Source organism: Methylomonas albis, from assembly GCF_014850955.1.
In the GTDB taxonomy this organism is placed as follows: Bacteria; Pseudomonadota; Gammaproteobacteria; order Methylococcales; family Methylomonadaceae; genus Methylomonas; species Methylomonas albis.
In genome coordinates this window covers 1,202,670-1,219,720 of sequence record NZ_JACXSS010000001.1, presented here as the reverse complement: position 1 = coordinate 1,219,720, position 17,051 = coordinate 1,202,670, and the positions used below count along the sequence as shown (strand labels likewise).

General features: G+C 52.2%; 13 protein-coding genes and 2 tRNA genes. 4 read left to right on the top strand and 11 right to left on the bottom strand.

The annotated features are described in order from the left end of the window. Window positions 1-74: 74 nt before the first annotated feature. The 3 genes from EBA_RS05760 (at window position 75) to EBA_RS05750 (ending at window position 4,074) form a co-directional block, all read left to right on the top strand. Window positions 75-1,103: a PIG-L deacetylase family protein gene (locus EBA_RS05760; RefSeq protein ID WP_192373762.1), complete on the top strand. Its 1,029-nt coding sequence runs from the start codon at window positions 75-77 to the stop codon at window positions 1,101-1,103. Between the two features lie 66 nt (window positions 1,104-1,169). Further along, window positions 1,170-2,603, top strand: a complete 1,434-nt coding sequence (locus tag EBA_RS05755) for a sensor histidine kinase (RefSeq protein ID WP_192373761.1) — start codon at window positions 1,170-1,172, stop codon at window positions 2,601-2,603. 79 nt (window positions 2,604-2,682) lie between these two features. Beyond that, the gene (locus tag EBA_RS05750) at window positions 2,683-4,074 is read left to right on the top strand and encodes a sigma-54-dependent transcriptional regulator (RefSeq protein ID WP_192377182.1); all 1,392 of its coding nucleotides are present in this window, start codon (window positions 2,683-2,685) and stop codon (window positions 4,072-4,074) included. Here the strand turns inward: EBA_RS05750 and EBA_RS05745 are convergent. Beyond that, window positions 4,071-4,421: a hypothetical protein gene (locus tag EBA_RS05745; RefSeq protein WP_192373760.1), complete on the bottom strand. Its 351-nt coding sequence runs from the start codon at window positions 4,419-4,421 to the stop codon at window positions 4,071-4,073. The genes EBA_RS05750 and EBA_RS05745 overlap by 4 nt on opposite strands. Before the next feature lie 614 nt (window positions 4,422-5,035). Between EBA_RS05745 and EBA_RS05740 the strand changes: the two genes are divergently transcribed. Next, window positions 5,036-5,299: a hypothetical protein gene (locus EBA_RS05740; RefSeq protein ID WP_192373759.1), complete on the top strand. Its 264-nt coding sequence runs from the start codon at window positions 5,036-5,038 to the stop codon at window positions 5,297-5,299. Between the two features lie 613 nt (window positions 5,300-5,912). Here the strand turns inward: EBA_RS05740 and EBA_RS05735 are convergent. From EBA_RS05735 to EBA_RS05690, 10 genes are all read right to left on the bottom strand, one after another. Continuing rightward, the gene (locus EBA_RS05735; protein WP_192373758.1) at window positions 5,913-6,671 is read right to left on the bottom strand and encodes a hypothetical protein; all 759 of its coding nucleotides are present in this window, start codon (window positions 6,669-6,671) and stop codon (window positions 5,913-5,915) included. 55 nt (window positions 6,672-6,726) lie between these two features. Then, window positions 6,727-8,508: an ABC transporter ATP-binding protein gene (locus EBA_RS05730; protein ID WP_192373757.1), complete on the bottom strand. Its 1,782-nt coding sequence runs from the start codon at window positions 8,506-8,508 to the stop codon at window positions 6,727-6,729. After that, entirely contained in the window at window positions 8,505-9,686 is a 1,182-nt protein-coding gene (locus EBA_RS05725) for an ABC transporter permease (RefSeq protein WP_192373756.1), read from the bottom strand. Before EBA_RS05725 ends, EBA_RS05730 begins: the two co-directional genes overlap by 4 nt. Beyond that, on the bottom strand, window positions 9,679-10,755 hold the full coding sequence (locus EBA_RS05720; RefSeq protein WP_192373755.1) for an ABC transporter permease: 1,077 nt from the start codon (window positions 10,753-10,755) through the stop codon (window positions 9,679-9,681). The genes EBA_RS05725 and EBA_RS05720 overlap by 8 nt, the downstream gene beginning before the upstream one ends. Before the next feature lie 15 nt (window positions 10,756-10,770). After that, window positions 10,771-12,624, bottom strand: a complete 1,854-nt coding sequence (locus EBA_RS05715) for a peptide-binding protein (RefSeq protein ID WP_192373754.1) — start codon at window positions 12,622-12,624, stop codon at window positions 10,771-10,773. 343 nt (window positions 12,625-12,967) lie between these two features. Further along, entirely contained in the window at window positions 12,968-14,158 is a 1,191-nt protein-coding gene (gene fabV / locus EBA_RS05710) for an enoyl-ACP reductase FabV (RefSeq protein WP_192373753.1), read from the bottom strand. Between the two features lie 343 nt (window positions 14,159-14,501). Next, window positions 14,502-16,370: a SurA N-terminal domain-containing protein gene (locus tag EBA_RS05705; RefSeq protein WP_192373752.1), complete on the bottom strand. Its 1,869-nt coding sequence runs from the start codon at window positions 16,368-16,370 to the stop codon at window positions 14,502-14,504. 98 nt (window positions 16,371-16,468) lie between these two features. Next, window positions 16,469-16,545 (bottom strand) — tRNA-Asp (locus EBA_RS05700). 6 nt (window positions 16,546-16,551) lie between these two features. Beyond that, window positions 16,552-16,627: transfer RNA gene (locus tag EBA_RS05695), tRNA-Val, on the bottom strand. 13 nt (window positions 16,628-16,640) lie between these two features. After that, window positions 16,641-16,913 carry an HU family DNA-binding protein gene (locus EBA_RS05690; protein WP_020482925.1) on the bottom strand — a complete coding sequence of 91 codons (273 nt, stop codon included), beginning with the start codon at window positions 16,911-16,913 and terminating at the stop codon, window positions 16,641-16,643. Window positions 16,914-17,051: the final 138 nt, after the last annotated feature.

The following is a 17,051-nucleotide window of genomic DNA, read 5'->3' as shown; positions in this document are numbered from 1 at the left end:
TGTGTTTGCCATACATAGTCACAATAGGCCTGATACCCCGTAATTATTAATTGTCGAAAACTCACGGAGTTTGAATGCCACTATCCCCTTACAAACGCTGCTTCTGTATTTGCCTGCTCTTGCTGGCAACGCCCCTGTTTGCGGTTGCGGAACCCACTTTAGAAATTGGTAAAGGCGAACGCCTGCTGGTGTTGGCGCCACACCCCGACGACGAAAGCTTGAGTGCGGCCGGCCTGATTCAGCAAGTCCTGCAAAACGGCGGCACGGTGCGCTCGACGGTTGTCACCTCCGGCGATGCTTACGTCGGCGCGGTGATGCAGGATAGCGGCAAACGCAACCCGTCGGCAGCGGATTATCTAAATTTTGGCGAGAAACGTCTGGAAGAGTCGCGCCGCGCCGCCGAGGTTTTGGGCCATGGCTTTGTACATCTGGATTTATTGGGATTCTCCGACGGCAGCATTTATTCGGCACTGGTATCGCACTGGCGGCGCAATAATCCGATGCGCTCGGAATTCACCGGCTTTGATCACGTCCCCTATGGGCAAGCGGAAGACCGCGGCTTTGCCCAGGACGGCCAGGATCTGCTTAATGAACTGATCGCGATTCTGCGCGATACCAAACCGACGATAATCGCCTTCCCGGATGTGATGGAAAACGACTCCGACCATGCCGGTCTGGGTATGTTCACGCTGCTGGCCGTACATCACTGGCTGCAGCAATACCCAACGCCGCACCCGCAACCGAAATTACTGGCCTATCTGATTCATTGGCAACACGGCTGGCCAACCGGTTCCAACTGGGGCATTCCGCAGGACTGGAGCGATCAACCGCTGTCATTGCCCAGCGACCTGCCGTTACGCGGTCATACCCGCGCCTGCGTCGCGCTCTCGCCCGCGCAAGTCGGTTTAAAACGCACGGCTTTGGCCGAGTACAAAACCCAGCAACGCATCATGGGCGATTTTTTATCGGCGTTCGTGCGCAGCAGCGAGTGCTTTACGCTACTCAAGCCCAACGACGGCAACCGTATCGAACAGGTGCTGGCAAATTGGCGACATGTGCGCAAGGCCTTTGATAACCACCCTTTGAGCCGGCGTAAACTTTGAACGGGCCGGGCACAAGCAGCAAAATGCTATGCTTCGCCTAGCAGCAACCACCATGAGAACTAGCGCATGTTGAAACTTCTGTTACGTCCGGTTATTTTCGTCACCATAGTGATGAGTATTCTAGTGATTGGCGAGCTGCTGGCCATCGGCCGCTTGACCTGGCGCAATCATCAACGCATCCAGACCATAGAAACCGACATCGGCAAAGGCCATCACCTGGAAGAAACCATTTTCGAATTACTGGAGCTGCAATCGCAATTGGCATTACACCGCAGCAACCCCAGCGTCGCCGCCGAGCAAATCAACGATATTCAAGATCGCTTGCTGGACTTACTTCAAACACACAATAAAAGCTCCGAATTCGTGGTCGCGGTCGATTTGAACACCTTGCAAACCAAATTCGCCGCCGCCAGCAACGGCGACGCGCAAGCACTGATCGATTCGGTGAATATGATCCGCCAGGTGTTGGATAGACAGACCAACGAAGAAGAAAAAATGTTGATCAATGTCGAAGACGATAGCCGTCTGGAGCTGCAACTGGCGGTGGTTCTACCCTTAATGCTGTTCTGGATAGGCCATTACTTCTTTCGTAATAATGTGTTGGAGCCCTTGGATGCCTTGCGGGATTTGCTGTCCGGTCTGGCGGAAGGTGTCAAGCAACCCATCAGACGCGAAACCGCCGATCCGATATTACGCGATCTATTCGATCGTTATAACCACTTGGTCGATCATTTAATCGAACTGGAACAGGAACATTTGCATTACACCAATCACCTGGAGCAACAGGTGCGGCAAACCAGCCACGCCCTGTTGGAACAAAGCCAACGCCTGGCCAAAGCCGAGCGGATGGCGGCCTTGACCGAGATGGCGGCCAGCACCGCGCACGAATTGCGCAATCCGCTGGCGATTATCCAAGTCGCCTTGGAAAACTTGTTGTCGGAATCCAGCGACCCGGACCTGCGCCAACGCATAGGCCTGCTGCACAGCGAAGTACAAAGGCTCACCAACCATCTCAACGACCTGCTCAGTTCCGCGCGCCACAGCAGCAAAATTGCCCAGCCGACCGATGTCAACGCCGTGGTGAAAGACTTGATCACCCTGTTCAAATATCAAGCGACCGATAACATTCGCTTCTCGGTGCGTGGACAGGCGGAAACCCCGGTCATGTTGCCGGAGATCGAATTCCGGCAAGCCTTATTGAATCTGTTGCAAAACGCAGTGCAAGCCATCGGCACCCGCAAGGGAAGCGTGGAAGTCGATATTACCCAAAACGATCAGCAGCTAACGGTCAGTGTCATCGACAGCGGCGACGGCTTCAGTGAAGCCTTATTACGGCAAGGCATCCGCCCCTTCGTCAGCCTGAAGGAAAAAGGCAGCGGCCTGGGTCTGGTGATGGTGCAACGTTTTGCCAAGGATCTTAGCGGCCAACTCAAGCTGGACAACAACGCCGCCGGCCACGGCCGAGTGACCCTGACTTTACCGCTGACAGCGCCCTACTAACTAGCGACTACCCGGCTAAGCCAGTCTAAGCCGGCGAGTCCCATACCATGCCGTAACCCGACAAGAAGCCCATACCATGATGCCCAACACCCTGTTAATTATTGAAGACGAAACCCTGCTGGCCTCGGAATTAGCCCGCTATTTCGGCAAATGCGGCTGGGAAGTCAGCATCGCCCATTCCTTGCAACAAGCCGAACAATATCTGTGCGGACAAACCCTGGACCCCTTGGTGGTGTTATCCGACATGAATTTGCCGGATGGCAACGCCCTGGATTTGCTGGAAAAACTCAAACCGGAGATAGGTAGTAGCGAATGGGTGTTTCTGACCGGCTACGGCAGCGTCGCCGATTCGGTGCGGGCCGTGCGCCTGGGCGCTTATGACTTTATCGAAAAGCCCTGCTCGCTGGACCGTTTGAACCTGTTAGTGGAAGGCGCCGCGCGTAGCGCCCGCGCCCAACGCCGCCTGGAACAGCAAACAGCCTCGCAAAACCATCAATACAGCATCGACAGTTTGATCGGCTCCAGCCCGGCCATGAACCAGCTGCGGGCCATGTTGAAACAAATCGCCAACGTGCCCTTCTCCAGCCTGATCGTCAGCGGCGAAACCGGCACCGGCAAAGGCATGATCGCCCGTATTCTGCACTATTCCGGCAGCCGCGCCGCCGCGCCGCTGGTGGAAATCAACTGCGCCGCCCTGCCGCGTGAACTGCTGGAAGCCGAATTATTCGGTTACGAAGCCGGCGCCTTTACCGGCGCGAAAAAACGCCATCGCGGCCTGTTCGAACAAGCGCACACCGGCACGCTATTTCTGGATGAAATCGGCGAAATGGATCTGGATTTGCAAAGCAAATTGCTGAAAGCCGTGGAAGACTTACGCATCCGCCGCGTCGGTGGCGAAGCCGAGATCAGCATTGACGTGCAAATCATCGCCGCCACTAATCTGGATTTGGTGGAAAAAGTCGCCGAAGGCGCGTTCCGCCGCGATCTCTATCATCGTTTGAACGTGATCAACATCCGCATGCCGGCCTTGCGCGAACACAAACAGGACCTGGAACAACTGGTACCGCAATTCGTCGCCGAATGCAACCGCAAATCCGCCAAGACCGTCAATCACATTCCGGAACAAGCCTGGCAGGCGCTGAAAAACTACGATTGGCCCGGCAACATCCGCGAATTGCACAATGTGTTGGAGCGTTGCGTGTTGCTGTCCAACGATCATAATTTACCGGTGGAATGGCTGCAGTTACAAGCGCCACAAGCCCCCGCCACCCACAACGCCAAGGTCAATCAGGAAGGCGTATTCATTCCCTTGGATGGCAGCATCAGCCTGCACGAAATGGAGAAATTCATTATCCAGGAAGCCCTGAACCGTAATGACGCCAACGTCACCGGCGCGGCACGCATGCTGGGCACCACCCGCGAAACCTTACGCTATCGGGTGCAGAAGTATCATTTGAAATGTAAGTTTTAAGCGGGAAGGACGGACAGGGATTGATTTATCGCAGACAAAAAAATGCGCCCTGACCACCCGAACAACGTCGACCAACCAGAGCGCCACGTCCACACATGAGAACAGATAGGAGTAACAACACAACTTAAATAAAGCAAAGTTGATGCCAAATAGCCGATGCCTTGATTTTTCTGGATTTGTAGTGTTCGCGCATGCGGTGAGACCGGAAAATTTGCACCAGAGGCAACCAAAATACGGCTGAATTGCACCAGGATGGCTCGGATAAGGAGCGCATTTGAACAGCCGTCATGAAAACCGCGGATGGCTACGCCAGCAAACCGCAGCGTTCTACTAAATTTCTCGGCCATCCTCGTTCATAACTCGGCAATTGGACAAAATAACTCCAACGTCCGAGCTCGCCACGAGAATCCCCGAGTTATTTTGCAGAATGGTCGAGAAAAAAGCTCGGCGGATTTACCAACGAACTGCATCGTTCGACAAAATTTGTCGGCCGTTCTCGCTCAGAGCTCGACCATTGCACAAAATAACTCCAACGTCCGAGCTCGCTGTGAGAATGCCCGAGTTATTTTGGAGAACCGTCGAGAAAAAAGCTCGACGCATTTAGAAGAAATGCCACGATAACCACGCATGGATACGCACGGAACGAATTCGAACGACCAAACAACCAATGCCGGACATCTAGCGCTCGGACATTCAATCCATGTGAGCATAAAAACCTTGCCCACCCCGCCCGGCTTTATTCAGCACATCCTAGGTACCTGGGCTATTTACTGAGTTTTGTAGAGCGCATTAGCGATAGCGTAATGCGCCGAATGATTTAAGGCCGATATGCGGCGCAATACGGCTACGCCTATTGCCGTCCTAGCCGGCTTGATTTGCATGAGTAGAGTACCAAAGGGTAAGGTGCATGACTGAATACAAAATTCGACGCAGTTCTTAACCATATCCGGGAGTTCCGCCCATGCGAAAATTGATTTTCGGTACATTACTGGCCGCCATCACCCCGCTTAGCCACGCCACGCCCCCCGAAGCCCGCTCCCTGTTGCTGGAGCAGATCAGTATCGAACACATCGATCTTCAAGGCCAGCTTCGGACCTGGAAACTCAACAAGGTGTGCATCGACCAGCAAGCTTACCTGCTGCTGATGAAAGGCTTGACCGAACCGGTCAGCATCTCGCCGTCCTTCAAAGACGGTAAACCAGAGCAATGCCGGGTAGCAGACTAAAGCCGGAAACGCTTACGCTTATTCCAGCCTATGGTTTGATCGGGATGGTTTTCCTCCCCGTATGCCGCGCCGAGCGCCGGCGCTTTTGAACGGACAAATCGGCAGGATAGCCGACTTTGCATGCGTAGTACCCGAAGTGTTGTAGGGCGCATTAGCGATAGCGTAATGCGCCGAATGATTTAAAGCCAACATACGGCGCAATAAGGCTTACGCCTATTGACGCCCTACGAATTGCGCCTTATGGCCTTACGGTGAAGCCGGGATGGTTTTCTTCCCGTATGCCGCGCCGAGCACCGGAGCTTTTGAACGGATTAGCCCGTTAGGGGTGCCGCAGGGATGCGGCGCGTTGCCGAAGGGGCAGGAAGCCCCTTTCGGCAACCCCGTTCAAAAGCGAGGAGCACAGGGAACAAGCGGCATCCGGGTGGCCTTTTCTTTGGATACTTTCTTTTGGCCAAACAAAAGAAAGTATCTCGGCTGTCGGGCCGAGACCCGACATTAAAACAAGTCGTCGCAACTTCGACATCATACGCATGGCTACCCGACCGATGCACTTCACTTCGTTTAGCACATCCTACGGCCCTACGAATTGCGCCTTACGGCCTTACCCAGCTTGTTAGCATCTCAACCGCTCTTTGCATACTGCCACAAACTCTTGATGCTGACAGTAGCATTCCGTTGCCTTTTTGTTGAGTTCATTTACTCTCTGAGTAACAAAATCCGGCATATCACGTTCACCGAGATACATATCTGGTATAGCTGAAAAACTAAAGCCCTTTCCGACTGGGCCTGTAGCCACTGCTAACTTGTAAAGAAAAGAATGACAGGACTCCCATAGTTCAATTCTTTTACTTTCAATTACAGGATCCAAAAACACATGTTCGGCATCGTTCCACCTATGTACAAACTTTTCCAAGTTACTCGTGGCTTCACCATCGTATAAGTTTGAAAAATCGTGTTCTTTTAGTAATCGCGCTGATGCACAGTTAGACGGAAATTCGATTTTGAAATTTTCAAACAGAGCTGTATCTGCTTTTATTCGTTTTTCAAGATTATCTTTTCCTTCGCAAGATGCTAAGAAATTGACATACCGATAAGCAATGTTATGAATTAATGCTAAAGCTACTAGAACCACTCCCCAAATATAATCGGCCGAGTCATTTGTTAATTCTGCAATCGTAAAATCGGTTCCAGAATTCAGATTTATTGTGTCGACCAACCAATTATAAAAAATCAATTTAAGCGGTGTCGATGTAAGCAGGATTCCACAGCCTACCGTAACAACAAGCCAAGTAAGTTTGTTCGTAAAATCTGGGAACAGCCACTTCCTCCCTAGACCAATTGCTAATTCTTTAAACTCTTTTTGTGATACCAAAATTGATTCCTTTGATCATGCTAACAAGTAAATAAAAAGCTTCTATATATCATGCTCACACCACCAACCTCGGCACCGCCGACAACAACCTCTGCGTATAAACATCCTGCGGCGAACCACAAACTAAAGAAGTAACCCCCTGCTCCACAATCTTCCCCTTATACATCACCACCGTCCGATCACTCAGATACTCCACCACCCCAATATTGTGCGTGATAAACAACAAGGTCAGATTGCGCCGGCGGCGGATGTCCAGCAGTAATTGCAGAATTTCCGCCTGTACCGACACGTCCAGCGCGCTAGTAATTTCATCGCACACCACAAACTCCGGATTCAAGGCCAAAGCCCGCGCCAAGCCAATACGTTGGCGCTGGCCGCCGGAAAATTCGTGCGGATAACGCCACAAGGATTCGCGGCTGAGTTGCATGTCTTCTAGCAGTTGCCCGGCCAGTTCGATACGCTGTTCGTGATTGGCGCCGATGCCATGCACCTTCATCGGTTCGGTCAGCGTGGTTTCCACCAGCAAACGCGGATTAAGCGAGGATTGCGGGTCCTGAAAGGCAATCTGCATCTTGCGGCGTAATGGCCGTAGCTCGCGCGCGGACAGGCCAGTGAGTTCCTGCCCGTCGATACGGATACTGCCGGCCGTCGGCAATTCCAGTTGCAACACTGCCCGGCCCAAGGTGGTTTTGCCGCAGCCGGACTCGCCGACCAAAGCAACGATTTCACCGCGCGGAATATCCAGCGATACTTCGTCTACCGCCTTGACGTAATCGACGGTTTGCCGGAACACCCCTTTCTTGATGGGGAACCAGACTTTCAAATCGCGGATTTGGATTAAGTTATCGACTTCCGCCTCACCCTGCGCGGCGTTTTGGCTGGCCTGACGCCTTAAGCCGACGCGATCCAGAACCGACAATAATTTTTTATCACTGTCGCTCAGATGCTCGTCATCCGCCAACGCGGGGCTTGCCAAGTCAGCTAACTCGGTGGTGCCTGCAACGGCCGGATTTACAGCGAATGCCGCCCTGCCTGGCTTGGCCAGATTCTCCGGCACGGCGGCCAGCAATTGTTGAGTATAGGGATGCTGCGGCGTACGCAGTACGGTTTGGCAAGCGCCGACTTCCACCAGTTTGCCTTGCTGCATCACTCCCACCCAATCCGCCATCTGCGCAACCACACAAAAATCGTGGGTGATGAACAGCATGCTCATGGCGGTATCGTCCTGGAGTTTGCGCATCAAGCGCAGAATCTCGGCTTGCACCGTGACATCCAAGGCCGTGGTCGGTTCGTCGGCGATCAGCAATTGCGGCTCGCAGGCCAAGGCCATCGCGATCATCACCCGTTGCCGTTGGCCGCCGGAGAGTTGATGCGGATAGTCACGAAAGCGGCTGGCGGCGTTGGGAATTTGCACTTGCTCCAAGGCCTTGATAGTCCGCTCGCTGGCTTCCGCGTCATCCATATCCGGATGATGCAGTTGCAGTGCTTCGCTGATTTGTTCGCCTATGCTCATCACCGGATTGAGAGAGGTCATGGGCTCCTGGAAAATCATCGCGATTTTTAAGCCGCGCACCGCGCGTATGCCCGGATCATCCAGGGTTAACAAATCCTGCCCGTTCAGCAAAATCTCGCCGCTAGGGTGCGAAGCTACGCCGTCCGGCAACAGGCGGATCACCGACAAAGCGCTGACCGACTTGCCGCTGCCGGATTCGCCAACCAGGCAAAAGGTTTGGCCTTTGGGAATGCTAAAACTGATGTCGTCGACCGCTTGGACTTCGCCGCCCCCGGACCTTAGATAAGTGCGCAGGTTGCGGACTTCCAACAAGGCTGAGCTCATGCTTTACCCCCGGCCTTGTCGGATAAGCGCGGGTCAATGGCATCCCGAAACGCTTCGCCGATCAGGTTGTAGGCGAACACCGTCATGAAGATCGAGCCGCCGGGAAACACCGCCATCCACCAGTTAAAAGTCGAGGATTTAACGGCCTGATCCAGCATCGCGCCCCAGGACGGCGCATCGACCACACCCAAACCCAAAAAGCTGAGCGTCGCTTCAGATAGAATCGCCCCAGCCACGCCAAAACTGACCGCGACCAATAAAGGCGCGACTCCGTTGGGTAGCATATGCCGAAACAAAATCGAGCTTAAGGGCAAACCGCTGGCCACCGCCGCTTGCACGTAATCTTGTTTGCGCAGCTTCAAAAACTCCTGGCGCACATAACGCGCGTAGCCGGACCAACCGGTGACGCCAATAATCACCATCATCATGTACAAGCTGCGGCCGAAGAAGGCGACGAACGTCAGCAGTAAAAACAGCGTCGGAATGTCTTCGAAGATTTCCACCAGGCGCATGCCCAACATATCAACCACGCCGGAGAAATAACCCATCAGACCACCGATGACGATACCAATAGCCAAGGCAATGCCGGAGGCGATCAGACCGATGCTCAAGGAAATCCGGCAGGCATGGATCATCCGGCTTAATACGTCGGCACCGTTTTCCTCGGTGCCCATTAAATGCGTGTGGCCTTCGGTGGCGAACGGCGCTTCCAGGCCCTTGCTGCCCAAGTCGCGTAAATAATCGACAGGCGCATACGGTATCGGCGGCATGAGCTTCCAATCCACTTGCGTGTAAGCGGCGCTGCGGAAATCGTCGTAGATGACCAGCACCGGCGGTTTGACGAAGCTGTTGACCAGCAGTGCCGCTAACGCACTACCCAGCAAAAACAACAAAATCTGTTTACCTCCGTCGATGTTTAGCCGGTAAACCGCCAGGGCAATTAAAAAGCTGGCCAAGATCCAGGTGTCTTCGACGCTGAGGTATTCGAGCACCGGCGCAGAAATCACGCCATTCTTGCTCATCAATAAAGGCATGGAGTTGGCGAGAAACGGCGCAAACACCGCGCAAAACACTAACAGCGCCACCCAGCCCAAGCCGAATTTGACGCCGACGCCAGCCAGGGTTTTACGCCAGATCCGTGCAGAAAACGATTCGCGGCTGATCACGGGCTTAGTCATAACTCACCCGCGGATCGGCCAGGGTGTAACAGAAATCGGCAATCAGATAGCCGATCAGCGTCAGAAAGCCGCTGATCCAGGTGATCGACAGCACCAACTCGCGGTCGCGGCCTTTCACCGCTTCCACCGCCAACTGGCCCATGCCGTTGATGCTGAAAATATTTTCCACGATCAATGAGCCGGCCAGCAAACTGGGCAATAAACCGGCCGAGACGGTAATCAAGGGTAGCAAGCTATTGCGGAACACATGCTTCCACAACACGTCGTTTTCGGCCAAGCCCTTGGCACGCGCGGTGCGGGCGTAATCGGCGTGCAGGTTTTCCAGAATCGAGGTACGCGTCAACTTGGTTAGCGCCGCAAAGCCGCCGTAGGACAAACAAAATACCGGTAGAACTAAATGCCAGGCTCGATCCAATAAAAATCCGCGCACGAATCCGCCTTGATCCCAATGCGGCAGAAACGACATGTCCTGCGCCTCCCGGCTACTGATGCCGGCGGTGGGGAACCATTGAAAATGTTGGATATTGGCGAAAAACCCCAGTAGCAATACGCCGGCCAACATGGTCGGAATCGACCATAAGGCCAGCATCGACATCCCGGCCCCAATATCAAAAGCCCCGCCGCGCTGGGTGGCGGCTTTCATGCCCACCATGATGGCGATGATGTAGGTAAACGGCAGCGTGACCAGATTGAGTAGCAAGGTAATCGGGATGCGTTCGGCCAGAATGTCCGACACCGGCCGGCCGTATTGAAAGCTGGTGCCCAGATCCATGCCTTTGCTAAAGGAAAATTCGCCGCGCTGACCTTGAGCGTCGGTGACAAAGCCAATGGGCGAGACGTTATTCAGCCAACGCAGATACTGCACCGGTGCCGGCTGGTCCAGGCCGTAGCGTTTGTTGTAATAGTCCAGCAAGGCCTGTTTTTCCTGCGGCTTCATGTCCATGCCGCCGATCAAAGTTTGCGCGCTAATGCCGCCCGGCGACATGGCCATGACGCTGAATACCAGAATGGTGATACCCAACAAGGTGGGAATCATCAGCAGCAAACGCCGCAGTAGATAGGTCAACATCGGCTAATCCTTGGCCTATTGCGTGTATTTTTGCTGTGCCAGCGGCACGTAGGTTTCCAGCGGCAAGGAGCCGAAGTTCAAACCCAGTTTGGTCATTTGCAAGTTATGAATGCGCTTGTCCACGAACAACAGACTTTTGCGGCGCATCAAAAAGGTATAGGGTTGGTCTTCGTAAAGAATGCGCTCGGCCTGCTGCCAGAGCGGCATGCGTTTGGATTCATCGACGGTGCGGCGGGCATCGTCGATTAATTTATCCAAGGCCGAATTTTTGTAACTGACGTAGTTATCGCCCTTGCTGACGGCTTGCGAGCTATGGAAGATTTGGTACAAATCGGTTTCGATACCGCTGGTCCAACCGAGGGTGATGGCATCAAAGTCTTTTTTATCCAGATTTTCCAACATCACCGGCCACTCTTGCGGGGTGGGGGTCAGCTTGACACCGGCTCTGGCGTACAAGTCTTTCAACAGCAACACCATGCGTTTGGTGTCTTCGTTGGCTTGGAAATAAGTCAGTTTAAATTCAAAGGGCGCACCGGCCTTGTCTTCCAATACACCATCGCCATTTTTATCCTGGTAACCGGCTTCTTTCAGCAAGGCTTTGGCTTTATCCAGATCGGTTTGATATGGCTGTAACGCGGCATCGTGCTGTTTACTGGCCTTGCTGAACGGGCTCACAGCAGGCTCGGCGTAATCCAACATAACGTCCTTGATCACCCGGCTGACGTCGGTTAGATAGGTCATGGCCTGGCGCACGCGTTTGTCGGCAAAGCGCGTTGGTTTACCGCCGCGTTCCTGGTTCCAACCGATGTAGCTGTAACCGACCACTGGCGGCATGTATTCGAAGTTTTGGCTCTTGGCCTGGATTTGCGGGTCTTTCTTCAATTCCTGATATTCGACGGGTCTAGCTGAGTAGGAATCGATGTCGCCATTGCGAAACGTGGTCAAGCGCGCGCTATCGTTTTGGATGATTTTCCAGAGAATCCGATGGTAAGAAGGCTGCACGTCGCCCCAGTAGCGCTCGTTACGTACCAGCTCGATGTTGCCTTTGTCCGGCGTCCAGTTTTTCGGATCGTTTAATCGATAAGGACCGCTACCCAATAACAAGCCTTTAGATTCGTTGAATTTTTGTGGCTCTTTTAAGTAGGGTTCGTAAAAATGCTTGGGCAGGATGCCGATGCCACCAGCCAAGGACAGCGCTTCGAAGTACGGCTCTTTGAAGGTAAATACCACTTCGAATTTACCGTTGGCTTTGACGCTTTTGATCTTTTCAAGGTAAGCCCGCTCACGGGGTGCCTGGATGGCGTCGGTCATGATGAAATCAAAACTGAACACCACATCATCGGCGGTCAAGGGCTGACCATCGGAAAAACTGACATCCTCGCGCATTCGGAAACTGATCACCAAGCCGTCTGCGCTGATGCTCCAATCTTTGGCGACCAGGCCCTCCCATTCCAAGGTATCGGGGTTACGAGTGATCAGACTCTCCAGCACATAGCTTTGTACATTGGAGGCATAGGCATCGCTGGATACCAGCGGCGTAATGGTTTTCAGGTTGGTACCAAACGCTTCCACACTCCAATCGCCTTGCGCGTAATCCGGCTGGCGACTGGCTGCATGGGCGCGTTGAAAAGCTTGGGCCACTTCGCCGCTTGTAGTCAAATTTGCTGGGGCGTTTGCGGCAAGCGCACCGGAGGCAATCGCCCCGCGCAATTCGCGCATGTCTTTGGCCTGCTCCGACAGCGCGGCTTGCATCTCACTGAGTTTCAGCCATTGCCGGTCGATCTGAAACATCGCCAACACGATCAGCAAAATGCTCAAACTCAATAGCGAATAGAGAATCCAGTCTCGGGTAGTAGATTGTGTTTGCATGTTTCCAGTGTTTCGTAGAAATTAAACAGAAACTTGAGCAGCGCTTTTGCTTGGTGCCAGAACCATGCGAGTCAGTTCTGGCGCTTATCGATAACGCCGCCTTTTCAAAAATCGCCAGTCGTCCTTACTTCTAACTTGTCAGATTACTCGAACTACATCTCTAAGTCCGTCGTTTCGGCAGGGATTGCCGAAATCCAGACGCCATGGACGGATAGAAGCTTACCATCCATGGCACTGGATACCCGCTTCCCAGCGGGTATGACGAACCTTTTTTGTAATCTGACAAAGTAGAATTACTTTCATAAAGGTGGGTAGCCGCCGCGCTACCCACGCTGGTATGTCTTTAAAGCAAATTGGCGATCGGCGCCTCGGGGTTGACCTCGGTATCGTAATCCACACCGTCTACCTCGAAGCCAAACAGCTTGAGGAACTCATGTTTGTAACCGACAAAATCGCTCAGCTCGTTGATATTGTCGTTGTTGATTTGCTCCCACAAGGCGCTGACCTGTTCTTGCACGTGCGTTTGCAATTCTTTTAAGTCAGCGCGCAGACGACCCGTATCATCGAGATTGGGAGTAGCGCCATATAAGCTGTCGCGGAACAAACCATTGACCTGTTCGATACAACCTTCGTGGGTGCCCTCTGCCTTCATGGTTTTGAATAACAATGCCAGATACAAGGGCATGACCGGAATTGCCGCACTGGCTTGAGTAACCACGGCTTTGAGTACCGACACCCTGGCGTCGCCACCCAAAGGCGCTAACTTGCTGCGAATGTCGATCACGCGTTTATCCAAGTCTTTCTTGGCCGCGCCGATGGTGCCGTCCCAATAAATATCCCAGGTGATTTTTTCGCCTAGATAGGTATACGCGGTGGTTTTCGCACCTTCCGCCAGCACACCGGCATCGGCCAGCGCATCGATCCACATTTGCCAGTCTTCACCGCCCATCACCGCGACGGTGTTGTCGATTTCTTCCGGCGTAGCGGCCGGCAAGGTGAAGGATTTGATGACTTCTTTGTCGGTGTCGATTCCGTTTTGTACCAAATCCTTGCCGATTGGTTTCAAGGTAGAGTTGTGAATGACGCCGGTTTTAGGATGAGTGCGGCGCGGCGCGGCCAAGCTGTAAATCACCAGATCGACTTTGCCCAAATCCTGTTTGATGGCGTCTATGGCTTTTTGTTTGATCTCGTCGGAAAACGCATCGCCGTTAATGCTTTTGGCGTACAGCCCTTCCGCTTCGGCAAATTTATGAAACGCCGCTGAATTGTACCAACCTGGCGTACCGGTTTTGTCGGCTGTGCCTTCGCGTTCAAAAAACACACCCAGGGTTTTCGCGCCGGCACCGAAGGCCGAGACGATGCGCGAGGCCAAACCGTAACCGGTGGAAGCACCCAAAATCAGCACGTTTTTCGGGCCATTAGCGATAGCGCCGAAGCTTTTGACGTATTCGATTTGTTGTTTAACATTGGCTTCGCAGCCGACCGGGTGAGTAGTGACGCACATAAAACCGCGTACGCGAGGTTTGATAATCATGTTGATCCTTAAATCAAGCTATTAAAAATTAAGACGAGTGTCGCTTCGGCAGCGATGTTTGGTGCAAATTTTAAAGTTTATCCCATGACATGGCTGAACAGGAAAATAATATCGATTCTTTTCCGGTCGATAAACCAACTTATTCGGGTATGCGGTGGCTAATGTCAATAAACGTCAACTTAAAAGCCAACACGGTAGTATTAGCAGGGCTTTCAATGCAGCGATCCGGTGTCACAGCCAACGATAATTGACTAAAACGTGTCGGTTTCGCAAGCAGGAACCGGGTAAGCAAGCCATAAAAAAGGGAGCTTAAAGCTCCCTTTTTCTCGGTCAGCGTTAAGGCTTACTGTTTTTGTGTATTGATAACAATATCAGCCTTGGCTTGCAGCGCATTCAATACTGCTTCCATCTGCGCTTTACCGAAGGCCGTTGCGATATTTTTGGCAATCAAGGCTTGTTTGCCCTTGTCGCTATCCGATATGACACCCTCGTTTACGCTGTTGATGCTAACCACCAATTTACCGCCCTTAGCTTCATCAATTACTGCAACGCTAGGCTGACCGGCCTTCGGCTTCGCCGTTCTAAAAATCTCCTGAGTAACTGCTGCCGGCAAATCGCTGGCGTTACGAGTCAGACCTTTGATTTTTTTGATTTGCAAATGCTGCGCGTCGGCAATCTGAGCCAGGGGTTTACCACCAGCCAATTCTTGTTTAATTTTATCGGCCGTGGCGATTGCTTGTTGTCTTGCCTTATCCTGCTGTATCGCAGCAATGACCTGCGGCTTAACGTCTTTAAGTTCTCTGCTGGCAGCCGGTTGATGCGATAGCATGCGCAACACCACCACCTTGTCGCCGCCAACTTCAAGTGGCTCGCTGTTGGTGCCTTTTAATACCTCTTCAGAAAATGCAGCCGCCCGAACTTTTTCATCTGAAGCGATGCCTTCACCCGCCGCGCGCGTAAATGCCTCCGTCTTGCTGGTTGTGCCACCCAATAATTGCGCTACAGCCGCCAGGCTATCCGGATTCTCGTAACTGACTTCGGCAACTTTCTCGGCCAAGGTATTGAATTTGGCTTCAGCCTGCGCTTTTTGATAAGCCTTGCTTACTTCGGCCTTTACCGCTTCAAAAGGCTTCACATCGCCCGGTATCAACTCGGTGACCTTAATTAAGTGATAACCAAAAGCCGATTTAACGGGTTCGGAGACTTCACCCAGTTTCAAGCTGCCAGCAGCATCTTCAAAGGCTTTTTCCATGACGCCGACATTAAATAAACCCAGGTCGCCGCCATTTTTTGCGCTTAGTTTATCGTCGGACACTTCCGAAGCCAAGGCTGCGAAATCTTTGTTTTTTAGGTCTTCTTTAGCCTTCAAAGCTTTTTGCAAAGCAAGCTCGTCGGCGGTTTTATCTTTATTAAAAGCGAACAGAATATGGCTGATTTTTCTGCGCTCTTTAGTGGTGAATTGGGCTTTCTGTTCTTCGTAATAGGCTTTTAACTGTTCTTCGCTGGGATTAATCTCAGCCGCCAACTTATCCAACGCTAATTCCACGTACTCGACAGCCACCTGTTCGGCAGTCTGATAGGCATCCTGATGCTGCTGATAATAAGATGTGATTTCTTCTTCGCTAGGCGGTTGACTGACCGGCGTTAACGGCACGGTCAAATATTCGACATCGCGGGTTTGGTTCTGTATTTTAAAGAAATTATTGATTTCCGCTGGTGTAACGAAGCTGCTATCGACCACAGCACGTTGAAACTGCTCCATTACCAAGGCTTTTTTGATGCGATTGACGAACTCCGCAGAAGACATGCTTTGCGAACCGAGCATGGTCTGATATTGCGTCTTATCAAACTTGCCGTCTTTTTGAAAATACTCTAGGGTCTGAATGAAATCCCTGGCAGTATCGTCGCTAACCAACAGGTTTTGATCCTGAACGTACTGCAACATCACTTCGTCACGAACTAATTTTTCCAGCGCCTGTTTTTTTACGGTCTCTTCGTCGAATTTCATGCCGGCTAAATTCTGCGCATATTGCTGGTAGGCCTGATTGACATCCCGCTGATAAAACTCCTTGTCCCCTACCGACACCACAGGCGCTTCTTTACCACCGCCAATATAGTTTTGGATGCCCCACAATCCGAAAAGCACACAAATCAAAATTAATATGATTGATGCAAACAGACCGTGCACCTTTTCTCTAATCTCTAAAAGCATAAACGCTGTCCTTAAACAGAATTAAACCCGATCACTTCAGGCCATAAAATTAACAGGCAAAAAAAAACCTCGAACCATACGGCCCGAGGTTTCTGTTTTGGCGGAGCGGACGGGACTCGAACCCGCGACCCCCGGCGTGACAGGCCGGTATTCTAACCAACTGAACTACCGCTCCAAAGTCTGGTGGGTGCTGAGGGGTTCGAACCCCCGACCCTCGCCTTGTAAGGGCGATGCTCTCCCAGCTGAGCTAAGCACCCGACTAAAGAACGGCTAGTTTACAGCATCTTTTAAAGATTTGCCAGCTTTAAATGAAGGAATTTTCGCAGCTTTGATAGTTATCTCTTCACCGGTTTGCGGATTACGGCCTTTACGCTCTGCTCTTTCTTTAACATCGAACGTGCCGAAGCCAACCAAGGCAACAGAATCGCCTTGTTTCAAAGCATCTTCTACAGCTTTGATAAAGCCATCTAAAGCGCGACCCGCATCCGCTTTAGTTAACTGGGACGCACTGGCGATTGCATCGATAAGTTCCGATTTATTCATTTATTTCCCCTTAGGATGTCGTTGTATTAATTATGCTCAGCAAACAAATGCTTGGATTTGCCCACTAACCGGTTTTCCACCAACCCGATTTTCAGCCTCTCCTGGTGCGAGAGGCCGACATTTATATCAATCGGCTGC

Bases quoted from the DNA above. Each gene is read 5' to 3' on its own strand.
- fabV (WP_192373753.1), bottom strand. From the start codon at position 14,158: ATGATTATCAAACCTCGCGTACGCGGTTTTATGTGCGTCACTACTCAC.
- EBA_RS05750 (WP_192377182.1), top strand. From the start codon at position 2,683: ATGCCCAACACCCTGTTAATTATTGAAGACGAAACCCTGCTGGCCTCG.
- EBA_RS05740 (WP_192373759.1), top strand. From the start codon at position 5,036: ATGCGAAAATTGATTTTCGGTACATTACTGGCCGCCATCACCCCGCTT.
- EBA_RS05720 (WP_192373755.1), bottom strand. From the start codon at position 10,755: ATGTTGACCTATCTACTGCGGCGTTTGCTGCTGATGATTCCCACCTTG.
- EBA_RS05715 (WP_192373754.1), bottom strand. From the start codon at position 12,624: ATGCAAACACAATCTACTACCCGAGACTGGATTCTCTATTCGCTATTG.
- EBA_RS05755 (WP_192373761.1), top strand. From the start codon at position 1,170: ATGTTGAAACTTCTGTTACGTCCGGTTATTTTCGTCACCATAGTGATG.
- EBA_RS05690 (WP_020482925.1), bottom strand. From the start codon at position 16,913: ATGAATAAATCGGAACTTATCGATGCAATCGCCAGTGCGTCCCAGTTA.
- EBA_RS05725 (WP_192373756.1), bottom strand. From the start codon at position 9,686: ATGACTAAGCCCGTGATCAGCCGCGAATCGTTTTCTGCACGGATCTGG.
- EBA_RS05760 (WP_192373762.1), top strand. From the start codon at position 75: ATGCCACTATCCCCTTACAAACGCTGCTTCTGTATTTGCCTGCTCTTG.
- EBA_RS05745 (WP_192373760.1), bottom strand. From the start codon at position 4,421: ATGGCCGAGAAATTTAGTAGAACGCTGCGGTTTGCTGGCGTAGCCATC.
- EBA_RS05705 (WP_192373752.1), bottom strand. From the start codon at position 16,370: ATGCTTTTAGAGATTAGAGAAAAGGTGCACGGTCTGTTTGCATCAATC.
- EBA_RS05730 (WP_192373757.1), bottom strand. From the start codon at position 8,508: ATGAGCTCAGCCTTGTTGGAAGTCCGCAACCTGCGCACTTATCTAAGG.